At 71.9% G+C, this 12111-nt stretch carries 10 protein-coding genes; 3 read left to right on the forward strand and 7 right to left on the reverse strand.

Features of this window, described 5'->3' with window-relative positions; genetic code table 11:
* Window positions 1-85: 85 nt before the first annotated feature.
* The gene (locus HNR30_RS01480; RefSeq protein WP_181607601.1) at window positions 86-1174 is read left to right on the forward strand and encodes a carboxylate-amine ligase; all 1089 of its coding nucleotides are present in this window, start codon (window positions 86-88) and stop codon (window positions 1172-1174) included.
* A 6-nt stretch (window positions 1175-1180) separates the two neighbouring features.
* Here the strand turns inward: HNR30_RS01480 and HNR30_RS01485 are convergent, their stop codons facing one another.
* The 5 genes from HNR30_RS01485 to HNR30_RS01510 all read right to left on the reverse strand — a co-directional run bounded on the left by HNR30_RS01485 (window position 1181) and on the right by HNR30_RS01510 (window position 10722).
* Window positions 1181-3064 (reverse strand): hypothetical protein, encoded by a 1884-nt coding sequence (locus HNR30_RS01485; RefSeq protein WP_181607603.1) that lies wholly within the window; start codon window positions 3062-3064, stop codon window positions 1181-1183.
* A complete protein-coding gene (locus HNR30_RS01490) occupies window positions 3049-3783 on the reverse strand; it encodes an ABC transporter ATP-binding protein (protein ID WP_181608892.1) in 735 nt (244 codons plus the stop codon). The genes HNR30_RS01485 and HNR30_RS01490 overlap by 16 nt, the downstream gene beginning before the upstream one ends.
* 139 nt (window positions 3784-3922) lie before the next feature.
* Window positions 3923-9091 (reverse strand): Lhr family helicase, encoded by a 5169-nt coding sequence (locus tag HNR30_RS01500; RefSeq protein WP_246377073.1) that lies wholly within the window; start codon window positions 9089-9091, stop codon window positions 3923-3925.
* 47 nt (window positions 9092-9138) lie between these two features.
* Window positions 9139-9726: a TetR/AcrR family transcriptional regulator gene (locus HNR30_RS01505; RefSeq protein WP_181607606.1), complete on the reverse strand. Its 588-nt coding sequence runs from the start codon at window positions 9724-9726 to the stop codon at window positions 9139-9141.
* 12 nt (window positions 9727-9738) lie between these two features.
* Window positions 9739-10722 (reverse strand): aldo/keto reductase, encoded by a 984-nt coding sequence (locus HNR30_RS01510; protein WP_181607608.1) that lies wholly within the window; start codon window positions 10720-10722, stop codon window positions 9739-9741.
* Between the two features lie 98 nt (window positions 10723-10820).
* Between HNR30_RS01510 and HNR30_RS01515 the strand changes: the two genes are divergently transcribed.
* The gene (locus tag HNR30_RS01515) at window positions 10821-11309 is read left to right on the forward strand and encodes a VOC family protein (RefSeq protein ID WP_181607611.1); all 489 of its coding nucleotides are present in this window, start codon (window positions 10821-10823) and stop codon (window positions 11307-11309) included.
* 21 nt (window positions 11310-11330) lie between these two features.
* On the opposite strand, the gene HNR30_RS01520 is transcribed toward HNR30_RS01515, so the two are convergent.
* The gene (locus HNR30_RS01520; RefSeq protein ID WP_181607614.1) at window positions 11331-11534 is read right to left on the reverse strand and encodes a hypothetical protein; all 204 of its coding nucleotides are present in this window, start codon (window positions 11532-11534) and stop codon (window positions 11331-11333) included.
* A gap of 44 nt (window positions 11535-11578) precedes the next feature.
* Here HNR30_RS01520 and HNR30_RS01525 point away from each other — a divergent pair, with 44 nt between their 5' ends.
* Window positions 11579-11773 (forward strand): DUF3046 domain-containing protein, encoded by a 195-nt coding sequence (locus HNR30_RS01525; RefSeq protein ID WP_181607618.1) that lies wholly within the window; start codon window positions 11579-11581, stop codon window positions 11771-11773.
* On the opposite strand, the gene HNR30_RS01530 is transcribed toward HNR30_RS01525, so the two are convergent.
* Window positions 11770-12060 (reverse strand): hypothetical protein, encoded by a 291-nt coding sequence (locus HNR30_RS01530; RefSeq protein ID WP_181607621.1) that lies wholly within the window; start codon window positions 12058-12060, stop codon window positions 11770-11772. The two genes, HNR30_RS01525 and HNR30_RS01530, sit on opposite strands and share 4 nt — an antisense overlap.
* Window positions 12061-12111 lie beyond the last annotated feature (51 nt).

A 12111-nucleotide genomic window follows, 5' to 3' on the forward strand; every position in this document is an offset into this window, starting at 1 on the left:
CAATCTTTTAAGAAAGTTTCCTATTAGTTATGGAGTATTCCATGATCTTGATTGGGCTACAAGCCCGAGTGGGTAGGAAATGCATATGGTTGCCCTTCTCGGGATCGAAGAGGAATACCTCATCGTCGACCCGGTCTCACGGGCCGTGGCCCCCCGGGCGGCAGAGGTGCTCGCAGCCGCCACCGAGGTCCAGGACCTCTCCCACGAAATCACCCGATTCCAGATCGAGGCCCGCACCCCTCCATCGGCCGACCTGACCGAGGTGGGCGAACGGCTGCGCGGCGCCCGCCGCGAAGTCGCCCGCGCCGCCCGCGACTGCGGCCTGGCCGTCGTCGCCAGCGGCATCCCCGTCCTCGGCGACGTCGTGCCCGCACCCCTGTCCGACGACGCCCGCTACGAGCAGGGCCGCGTGCTCTACCGGGCGCTCCAGGACGAGATCAGCATCTGCGCCCTGCACGTCCACGTGGACGTGCCCGACCCCGAGCACGCCGTCTACGTGGGCAACCACCTGCGGCCCTGGCTGCCCACGATCATCGCGCTGGCCGCCAACTCTCCGTACTTCGTCGGACGCGACACCGGCTACGCCTCCTGGCGGGTGATCAGCTGGAGCCGCTGGCCGGTGTCGGGCGCGCCGCCCTACTTCACGGACTACTCCGCCTACGAACGCGCCGTCGCGACGTTGTCGGAGTCCGGGGCGCTCATGGACGCCAAGACCGTCTTCTGGGACACCCGGCCCTCACCCAAGCTGCCCACCGTCGAGATCCGCGTGGCCGACGTGCCCCTCGACGTCAACGACAGCCTCGTGATCGTCGGGCTGATCCGGGCCCTCGTTGTCACCGCGCTGGCCTCGGTCACCCGCGGCGACCTCGGGCCGCCCGTCGCCTCCGAGGTGCTGCGCGCCGCCTACTGGCGGGCCGCCCGCGACGGCATCCACGGCTCCGGCCTCGACCTGCTGCACGGCGGCGGGCTGGTGCCCGGCACGGCCCTGGCCTGCCAGCTGCTCGAGCACGTACGGCAGGCGCTGGCCGAAGCGGGCGACCTGGAGTTCGTCGAGGAGGGGCTGGAGCTGCTCACGCTGCGGGGATCGGGAGCGGTGCGCCAGCGCCGGGCGCACGCCTGGGGCGGGGGACTGGCCGGGGTGGTGGACGACCTCATCGAGGCGACGGTGGCGTGAGGCTCGTCAGGGCGCTTTCGTGGGCGCCTCCGGGGTGGTTGTTTCCGGGGTCGCGGTTTCCGGGGTCGCGGTCGTCTCCGGGGCCGACGTTTCTGTGGCCGCCGTTTCCGGGGTCGCCGATGGCTGCCTGATCGCGTAGAGGCCCATGCCGTACAAGGCCACCCCGAGCACGATCATCCCGATCGCCACCGACCACCGCAGTCCGGGCTCCATGTACGTGGCCAGGAACCACGAGTGGTTCAGCTGCCCGTTGGCGAGGAAGACGCAGGCCACGATCCCCTGCGGGAACAGCGGGATCGCGCCCAGGCCGAACCCGATCCAGGCGACGGTCTGCTTCGACTTGGGCAGATCCTCGAACCTCTTCGAGCGAGACGACGCAGCCTTGCGGCCGGTGCGCATGGTGTGCAGCAGCTCGGGGCCGTGGGAGCGCAGGCGGGCCTCGGCCAGGCGGCCCAGGAACCACCAGCACCACACGCCTGTCGCCAGGCCGACGGGCACGCCCGCCCAGCCGTACTGCGCGGCCACGATGCCGGCCGGGGCGCCGGTCGCCGCCACCAGCGCCAGCATCAGGTAGGCCAGGCCCGTCAGGCCGTTGTTGTCCTCGCTGATGCGCAGCGGGTTGCCGCCGCGCTTGTGCGGGTCGGTGCCAGGGACCAGGCCGTAGATCGACACCACCGGCACCAGCCCCGCCGCGCCGCCGAGCAACGCGGGCAGCAGCGCCAGCAGGAGCGGCCACGGACCGCCGGAGATGGCGCCGAACCCGACCGTGACCAGCACCGCGACCGGCGTCACCGCCGACAACCACGCCAGCTGGCGACCGCGCACATCGGTCGCGCCGGGCGTCATGAGGGTCAGCCACAACGCTGTGCCGTCCATGGCGTACAGGCTGGAGGTCATGGAGGCGGCCATCACGATGAAGATCGGACCGGCGTACGGCAACATGCCGTTCCAGCCCAGGATCAGCGGCGCCGCGCCGAAACAGACGCCGTACGACAGGGCGAAGGTCAGCTGGTGGTTGCGCACCAGGTCGCGCGACCACGTGCGCAGCTCTTTGGCGATCAGCGCGCCGTTGGCCGTCGACGCCGTCATCGGCCGCCTCGGCCGGGCGTTCACCCGCCGGGCGCCGGTCCTGCGCGACAGCAAGGCCGCCCAGAGGCCGAGCAGCAGCAGGTCGAGGACGGCCAGCGCCGCCAGCGCGACCAGATCGCCCTCGACGGCACGCAGGCCCCAGCCGGACGGCAGCCACCACACCAGGCCGGGCACGCCCGTCTCGCCGAACGCCCAGAAGAAGACCCAGATCTGACCCAGCCCGGCCACGATCGCGCCGTTGATCACCCCGGCGCCGATCGCGCCGACGCGGGAGCGCAACGCCAGGCTCAGGGCGCCCACCGCGACCTTCGACACCAGGACGAACAGGGTGAGCTGCAACACGATCGCGGGTACGGCCAGCAGCGCGTTGCCGGCGCCCAGCCGTACGCCTGCCACCAGCAGGCCCAGCAGCGCCGACAGGCTGACCACCGGCGCGAAGCCCACGAAGGCGGCCATGAGCAGGCCCGTCGCCAGCCTGCGCGGAGGCAGGCCCAGGAGCGAGAAGTGCTCGGGCTTGAGCGTCTCGTCGCCCCCTCCCATGATCACCGGGCCCAGCAGCCAGCCGAGCAGCCACACCGCGTACGCCGCGGCCAGCATCTCGGGGCTCTGGGTGACGCTCAGCCACAACGTGCCCAGCGCCAGCACCCCGCCCAGGGCCACGCCCGTGAGGGTCATCTGGCCCTGCTGGCCGGTGCGGGAATGGCGCAGGACGGCGAGCTTCATCCTGGCCATCGTCACCGCGGTCGCGGCCACGGTCGTGGCGGGCGAAGCGGCCCGGGGCGCGGTCAGCTGGTCAGCCACGACAGCTCCTCGACCCCGTCGCCCGGCGTGCCGACCAGCTCCACGAAGGTGTCCTCCAGCGTGCGGCCGCCCCTGACCTCGTCGAGCGTGCCCGCCGCCGCGACCCTGCCGTCGTCGATCACCGCGACGTGATCGCACAGCTGCTCCACCAGCGCCATGACGTGGCTGGACAGCACGATCGAGCCGCCGCCCGCGACGAAACCACGCAGAATCGTCTTGATCGTCGCCGCCGACACCGGGTCGACCGCCTCGAACGGCTCGTCGAGCACCAGCAGCCGCGGCGCGTGCAGCAGCGCCGTGGCCAGGCCGATCTTCTTGCGCATGCCGGTGGAGTACTCGATGACCAGGGTCTTCTCGGCCTCGTCGAGCTCCAGCACCGCCAGTAGTTCCCGCGCGCGCTGCTCGACCGTGGCCTTCGGCAGGCCGCGCAGCAGGCCCAGATAGGTGAGCACCTCGCGGCCGGTCAGCCGCTCCGGCATCGCCAGGCCGTCGGGGAGCACGCCGACCAGCGCCTTGGCCTGCTCGGGGGAGCTCCAGACGTCCTGGCCGAAGATCTTCGCATGGCCGTCGTCGGGGCGTAACAGGCCCACGGCCATGGACAGGGTGGTGGTCTTGCCGGCGCCGTTCTGGCCCACCAGACCGTAGAAGGAGCCCGCGGGGACATGGAGGCTCACCCCGTCGACCGCCACCTTCTCGCCGAACCGCTTGGTCAGGCCCATCAGTTCGAGGGCGTCGCCCACGCCAGTCTCCTCATCAGTCCGCCGGACAACCCAGACAACCTTGTACCAGGGCAACGTCGAGATCAAGAAGATCTTCGAGATGGGATATGCGGGGATCCGCCTGCCTTGACGAACTCCCTCAGGCGCGCAGACGCAATCCCCGCGGGGTCGGGTGGAAACCGGCCGCCTCGAGCGCACCGGCCAGGGGAGAATCGATGATCGACTCGCCGTCGGCGCGCTCCACCGTCAGCTTGCCCAGCACCCCGTCGCGCACCGCCAGCGCCAGCGCGTCGACGGCCGGCTGCAGGCGCTCGTCGTCGGCGAAGGACAGCAGCGTCTTGCCGCCGCGTTCGACGTAGAGGACGAGGAAGCCGTCGATGAGGACGACGAGGGCGCCCGCCTTGCGTCCGGGCTTGTGCGAGACGTCGCCCGGGTGCGCGGGCCACGGCAGCGCCGCGCCGTACGGGTTGGCGGGGTCGGTCGCGGCCAGCACCACGGCCCGCCTCACCTCCGGCGCCCGCTCACCCACGGGCCGGCCCGGAGCCGACGCGAGCGAGCTCGGGGCCTGCGGGCCTTCGCCGGGCGCACCCCAGGCCGGAGGGCTTCCCCCAGACGCGCGTGGGGCCAGGGCTCGCATGCGGTCGACGGCCCCCGGCAGCGCGAACTGCGCCCCGCCCAGGCCCTCGACGAAGTAGCCGCGGCGGCACCTGCCGCTCTCCTCGAAAGCCCGCAGCACCTGGTACACGCCCGAGAAGCCCCCGGGCAGCCGCTCGGCGGCCACCGCGCCGCGGGTGATCACGCCGTGCCGTTCGAGCAGCACCTCGGCCTGCGCCTGGGCGCGCACGGTCGGCTCGGCCGACGGCGACGGCAGCAGCCACCAGCGTCCCGCCACCGTCGGCGGGCCACTACGCGTGGGCAGTACGGCACGCCGGCGCCGCGTGGTCGCCGGGCGGTGAGCGGGACGACCCGTGCCCAGCGTCGCCCGCAGGGGAGCCAGGGTGTCACCCGAGACCCGGCCCGACCACACCAGATCCCACAACGCGGCGACCAGAGCCGAGTCGTCGAGCGCGCCCGCCCGCTCGGACAGGCCGCGGAAGAACAGCGCACCGCCGTTGCCCAGGACCTCCAGCACCCGCTCGTGCAGCGGGGTCATGGTGACGTCGAGCGGGTCGGGCATCAGGAGCGGGGCGGTGTCGGCGAAGTAGAGGCTCACCCAGCCGTCGCCGCCGGGCAGCGAGCCCTGGCCCGCCCACAGCACCTCGCCCGAGGCGGTCAGCTCGTCGAGCAGCGCCGGGTGGTAGCCGGGGACACGGGCGGGCAGGACGAGATTTTCGAGCGCCGAGGCGGGGATGGCGGCGCCCTGGAGTTGTTCGAGGGCGTTGACCAGGGCGTCCATGGCCCGCGCCGGACTCGCGCCCCCACCGCGACGGTCGGCACCAGGACCGGAGACACCCCACGCCCCGTGCCCCCCGGACCCGGGAACGCCCGAGCCCCCGCGACCCCCGGCTCCCGGGAAGGCGCCCGCTCCTTGGCCGCCCGCCCCGTGGTTGCCCGCCCCGTGGTTGCCCGCTCCGTGGCCGCCCGCTCCGTGGCCGGTGGGTCCTGAAACCCCGGGGGTTCCATGGCCGCCAGGCGCTGAAACGCCCTGGGCGCCGTAGCCGGGGGCGCCTCCGTGGCCCTCGCCGTCCTGGTAGATGGAGGCCGTGATGCCGTGCCAGGCGGGCAGGAAGGTCGCCAGCGTCTCCGGGGCGACCGGCTCGACCTCCTTGCGCAGCCGCGCCAGCGAGCGCCGGCGCAACATGCGCAGCACCCCCGCGTCGCACCACTCCTCGCCCCGGCCACCCGGCCTGAACTCGCCCTGCACCACCCGCCCCGTGGCGGCCAGCCGGTTGAGCGCGTCGGTGACCACGGCGACACCCAGCCCGAACCTGGCGGCAGCCGTACCCGCCGTGAACGGCCCCCGGGTGCGGGCGTGGCGGGACAGGAGGTCGCTGAGCGGATCGGCGACCGGCTCCAGGAAGGTGTGCGGGATGCCCACCGGCAGTGGCGTGCCCAGTGCGTCGCGGAGCCGGGCGGCGTCTTCGATCGCCGCCCACTGCTCCTCGCCCGCGACTCGCACCCGGATCGCCCGCCGGGCACGCTCCAGCTCCGCCAGCCACGCCGGGTCGCCGCCGCGCACGCTGACGTCGTCGGCGAGCAGCGGGCCATGCGACCGCAGCAGGTCGGCCAGGTCCTCCTGGTCGCGCAGCGGCCGGTCGAGGCGGGCCAGCTCGCGCTCGCTGTCGGCGATCACGTCGGGGTCGAGCAGCTCGCGCAGGTCGGCCTGGCCGAGCAGTTCGGCCAGCAGCGACGTGTCGAGCGCGAGCGCCTGCGCGCGACGCTCGGCGAGCGGTGCGTCGCCTTCGTACATGAACGCGCCGATGTAGTGGAACAGCAGCGACGCCGCGAACGGCGAAGCCTGCGAGGTCTCGACCTCCACCACACGCACCCGGCGCGCGGCGATGTCGCGCATCAGCTGCACCAGCCCCGGCACGTCGAACACGTCCTGCAGGCACTCGCGCATCGTCTCCAGCACCACCGGGAAGCTGGCGTACTGGGAGGCGACCCCGAGCAGGTGGGCGGCCCGCTGGCGCTGCTGCCACAGCGGGGTGCGGCGTCCCGGGTTGCGGCGCGGCAGCAGCAGGGCGCGCCCGGCGCACTCGCGGAAGCGGGAGGCGAACAGGGCGGAACCGCCCAGTTCCTCGGTGACGATCTGACCGATCTCCTCGGGGTCGAAGGCGGCGACGTCGGTCGGGGGGTCGCTGAGGGTGTCGGGGATGCGCAGGACGATGCCGTCGTCGGAGTGCACCGCCTGCACGTCGAGGCCGTAGCGTTCGCGCAGCCGCCGGTTGATCGCCAGCGCCCAGGGGGCGTGCACCCGCGCGCCGTAGGGGGAGTGGATGACCACGCGCCAGTCGCCGAGTTCGTCGTGGAAACGTTCGACGAGGAGGGTGCGGTCGTCGGGGACGTAGCCGGTGGCTTCGCGCTGCTCGTGCAGGTAGGAGAGGAGGTTGTCGACCGCGTAGCCGTCGAGCCCGGCGGCACGCAACCGCTCCACCGCACCACCACCCGAGCCCGCCGCACCGGAGCCCGCCGCACCCGAGCCCGCCGCACCGGAGCCCGCCGCACCCGAGCCCGCGACACCCGAGCCCACGACAGCTGAGCCCCCGACAGCTGAGCCCGCGACATCGGCTCCCTTGGAGGAGCGACGCTTGCCCGTCGCCTTCGAGCCCTTCGAGCCCCCACGCCCGCCGCTCGGCTCCGGAGAGGCCGTCCTCCCCTCGGCTTCCGCCGACAGGTCGCGAAGGAAGGCGCCGATGGCGCGCCCCAGCTCGGCGGGTCGCCCCAGGGTGTCGCCGTGCCAGAACGGCAGCTTGCCCGGCTGCCCCGGAGCGGGCGAGACGAGCACCCGGTCGGCCGTGATGTCCTCGATGCGCCACGAGGTCGCCCCGAGCACGAACACGTCTCCCGCGCGCGACTCGTAGACCATCTCCTCGTCGAGCTCGCCCACCCGAGAGGCGCGCTCGCCGACGAGGAACACCCCGAACAGCCCCCGGTCGGGGATCGTGCCGCCGTTGGTGACGGCCAGGCGCTGGGTGCCCGGCCGCCCCTGCAGGGTGCCCGTCACGCGGTCCCAGACGATGCGCGGCCGCAGCTCGGCGAACTCCTCGCTCGGGTAGCGCCCGGCGAGCATGTCGAGCGTGGCCTCCAGGGCGCTGCGCGGCAGGGTGGAGTACGGCGCGGCGCGCTTGATCACCGTTTCGAGTGAGTCGACGGTCCACTCGTCGAGCGCCGTCATCGCCACGATCTGCTGGGCCAGCACGTCGAGCGGGTTGCGCGGGTAGCGCATCTCCTCGATCTGGCCGCTCTTCATGCGCTCGGCGACGACGGCGGTCTGGATGAGGTCGCCGCGATACTTGGGGAAGATCACCCCGCGCGAGACCGCGCCGACCTGGTGGCCGGCGCGGCCGATGCGCTGCAGGCCGCTGGCGACGCTGGGCGGCGCCTCGACGCAGGCGACCAGGTCGACGGCGCCCATGTCGATGCCCAGCTCGAGGCTGGAGGTGGCGACGACGGCAGGCAGGCGGCCCGACTTGAGCGCCTCCTCGATCTGGGAGCGCTCCTCCTTGGAGACCGAGCCGTGGTGGGCGCGCACGACCTCGGGCACCACGCCCTTCGTGCCGCCCGCCTGCGCCATCATCTCGGCCGGTGAGCGCCGGGCGCCGGGACCCGACACCTCGACGTGCTGCTCGCCCCCGCCCGTGGAGTCCCACAGCGACAGGTCGACGGTGGGGTTGGAGCGTTCGTAGGCCAGCTCGTTGAGCCGGGTGCACAGGCGTTCGGCCAGGCGGCGCGAGTTGGCGAAGACGATCGTGGAGCTGTGGGCGCCGATGAGGTCGAACAGCTTGTCTTCGACGTGCGGCCAGATCGACCTGCGGGCGGGCTCGGCGAAGTCGTCCTGCGGGGGCGGGGCGTCGAGCTCGGTCATGTCCTCGATCGGGACGACGACCTCGATCTCGATCTGCTTGTCGGAGGGCGGCTGGACCACGGTCGCCGGGCGGGTGCCGCCCAGGAACGCGGCCACCTCGCTGACCGGGCGCACCGTCGCCGAGAGTCCGATGCGCTGGGCCGGGCGTTCGAGCAGGTCGTCGAGGCGTTCGAGGCTGAGGGCCAGGTGGGCGCCGCGCTTGGTGGCGGCCACGGCGTGCACCTCGTCGATGATCACCGTCTCGACGCCGCGCAGCGCCTCGCGCGCCTGGCTGGTGAGCAGCAGGAACAGCGACTCCGGCGTGGTGATGAGGATGTCGGAGGGCTTGCTCGCGAATCGGCGCCGTTCCTCGGCGGAGGTGTCGCCGGAGCGGATGGCCACCGAGATCTCGGGCACCGGCAGCCCCAGGCGCCGCGCGGTCTGCTTCAGGCCGGCGAGGGGAGCGCGCAGGTTGCGCTCGACGTCGACCGCCAGGGCCTTGAGGGGGGAGATGTAGAGGACCCGGCAGCTCTTGGGCTGCTCGGGCTCGGCCTTGCGTGCGGATCTCGCCTGCCGTACGGCACGGCGCTCGGGCTCGGCCTGCCGATGCCGTACGGCGAGGCGGTCGAGCGACCAGAAGAAGGCGGCGAGTGTCTTGCCGGAGCCGGTGGGCGCGACCACTAGGGTGTTGTCACCGCGCGCGATCGACTGCCACGCACCCTCCTGCGCCGCCGTGGGCGAGGCGAAGGCACCGCGGAACCACTCCTGGGCCATGGGGCTGAACTGGTCGAGCGCACTCATACCTTCATGGTGCCGTGCCGCACCGACAGTTTCGCCCCGGCCCCCGTTCAGGGCCTCGCGTGCCGTACCAGACCGGAGATCAGCAGGTCGCAGACCGCCTCGAACTGGGCGTCGATGGCTGGATCCGACCATTCGGCCGCGTGCGCGGGGTCGTGGAAACGCGCCGTCGCGTCGAACACGGCCCGCGCCGCGCTGCGTGCGTCTGCCGTGGCCAGCTCGCCGCGCTCCACGCCCGCCGCGACGATCTCCTCCAGCTGGCCGACGAGCTCGTCGATGTGGGCGGCGATGACCGTGCTCGACTCGCCGACCAGCACCGTGTAGGTGGCGAACAGCTCGGGATCGTCGAGGACCTTCTTGCGCTTGGCCGTGAACAGCGCCGACAACCAGGCGCGCAGCCGTACGGGCGCGGGCCCGTCAGGAATGACGGCGAGTGCGGCGTGCGACTGCTCCAGCCACTGGTGGGTGACCGCCTCGCGCAGCGCGGCCTTGCTGGGGAAGTGCCGATACACGCTGCCGTGGCTGACACCGAGCGCCCTGGCCACGTCGACCACCGTCGCCTTGGCAGGGCCGTAGCGGCGCAGGACGTCCTGGGCAGCGGCCAGGATCTGCTCGCGTGTCAGCACACCGTCGCTCATGAGGTGATTTTCTCAGCGTTCACTGTCGAGGTGCGCCATCTGGGCGGGAGCGTAGCGATCTCCCGCCGCCGAACCGGCGGGCACGGCGGCCTCGATCGCTGCCAGATCGGCCTCCGTCAGCGAGACGTCGAGCGCGCCCAGCGCCTCCTGCAGGCGGTCGCGGCGGCGCGCGCCGATCAGCGGCACGATGTCGTCGCCGCGGCCGAGCACCCAGGCGATGGCCAGCTGCGCGACCGTCACGCCCTTGTCGTCGGCGATCGTGCGCAGCGCCTCGACCAGCGCCAGGTTGCGCTCCAGGTTCGCCCCGGCGAAGCGGGGACTGTGCGCGCGGAAGTCGCCCTTGCCCAGCTCACGCTCCGGCGACCAGTGACCGCTGAGCAGCCCGCGCGACAGCACGCCGTACGCGGTCACGCCGATGCCGAGCTCGCGGCAGGCGGGCAGGATCTCCTCCTCGATCCCGCGCGACATCAGGGAGTATTCGATCTGCAGGTCGGAGATCGGGTGTACGGCATGAGCCCGGCGGATCGTCTCCGCGCCCGCCTCCGACAGGCCGATGTGCCTGACGTATCCCTCGCGTACGAGGTCGGCGATCGCGCCGACGGTCTCCTCGATGGGCACCTCGGGGTCGACCCGGGCGATCCGGTAGACGTCGATGTGGTCGGTGCGCAGGCGGCGCAGGCTGTAGGCGACGAAGTTGCGCACGGCGATCGGGCGGCCGTCGTAGCCGAGCCAGGCGCCGTCGGGGCCGCGCAGGCCGCCGAACTTGACGCTGATCTGCGGCCTGTCGCGGCCTTCGAGTGCCTTGGCGATGAGCATCTCGTTGTGGCCCATGCCGTAGAAGTCGCCCGTGTCGAGCAGGGTGACGCCCGCGTCGAGGGCGGCGTGGATCGTGGCGATCGACTCGTTCTCGTCCGCCGGGCCGTACAGATCGGACATTCCCATACAGCCCAGCCCGAGCGTGGACGTCTGCATCTCACCAAGCTTGCGAGTATCCATGAGTCCAACTATGGACTATGGACTGACAGATTTCAAATTTTGTCAGCAAAGATTGATGTGCTCCATCCCGGAGATAGGAGGAGTGAGGTGAGCCCCCAGTGAGCGAGATCGACACGGCCCTGGCCGCGAAACACGAGCGCATCAAGCAGCAGCACCTGATACCGCACCGCCCCCCGAGCAGCGCCCGCGGCCTGCACCACTTCGCCCTGCTGTCGTCCGATGTCGAGCGGACCATCGGCTTCTACCAGGACCTGCTCGAATTCCCGCTGACCGAGATCTTCGAGAACCGCGACCACAAGGGGTCGAGCCACTTCTTCTTCGACGTGGGCAACGGCAACTTACTGGCGTTCTTCGACTTCCCGGGTCTCGACCTGGGCCCGTACCAGGAGGTCCTGGGCGGGCTGCACCACATCGCGATCTCGGTGGACCCGGTCACGTGGGAACGGTTGCGCGGAAAACTGGAGATGGCCGGCGTGCCGCACCAGATAGAGAGCGGCGCCTCCATTTACTTCAGGGACCCCGACGGCGCCCGGCTGGAGCTGCTCGCCGACCATCTCGGTGAGATGTACGGCTCGCGAGTGCTGTGAAGCGTTGTCGTGCGAGAAGGGTCAGCGGCGCGAGGCCCTTCTGGTGCGATCTATCCCCGCGCGCGGGTCACGCTTGAGCCCGGCGTGCCGTTCCGAACGATCGGCCTTCTCCTGAGCCACCGACTGGCGGATGAGACGGTCGAGTAAGCGGCGCTTGGCCCTGCCCACCTTGCTCTTGGCGGACTTGGCGGGCGATTTCTTGGGGGTCTTGGAGGATTTCGCCATGGCGGAGGTCCTACCCACTGCGACGGTGGTTCGATACTTGGTTGATGCGCCTAACTGAGTTCTGGAGAAGGATGCGCGCCCACTTCGGCGACGCCTACGCCGAGTCGTGGGCCCGCGACTACGTGCTGGCGCCGCTGGGCGGGCGCACGGTCGAACAGGCGCTGGCCGACGGCATCGGGGCCAAGGAGGTCTGGCGCGCGGTCTGCCAGGTCGAGCCGGTCGCCTCGGGACTGCGCTAGTTCCCCTCCGGCGGTCGCTCCGCGTCCGCGCCGAGGATCGCCTTGAGCGACTCGACGGTCATCTCCAGCTCGTCGGCGCCCCCCTGACCGCCGGGCGACCACAGGAAGAGCCAGCCACGCTGGGTGGGCGTGGCGAAGATCAGGGTCTGCCGCCCGGTGCGCGGATGCCACACCCACAACACGGGCTCGCCGCCGCCGACCATGCGCCCCACGAGCCCGTGATCGGGGAGCAGCTCGGCCAGGGCCTGAAGGTGGAGGCGCCGCTCCTCGGTGTACGTGGTCGCCACATCTTCAGCATCACCCCAGCTCACGACCCTGGCAACAGCGGCGGCGCATTG

Origin of the sequence: Nonomuraea soli (assembly GCF_013761175.1) — a bacterium.
GTDB classification, from domain to species: Bacteria; Actinomycetota; Actinomycetes; order Streptosporangiales; family Streptosporangiaceae; genus Nonomuraea; species Nonomuraea soli.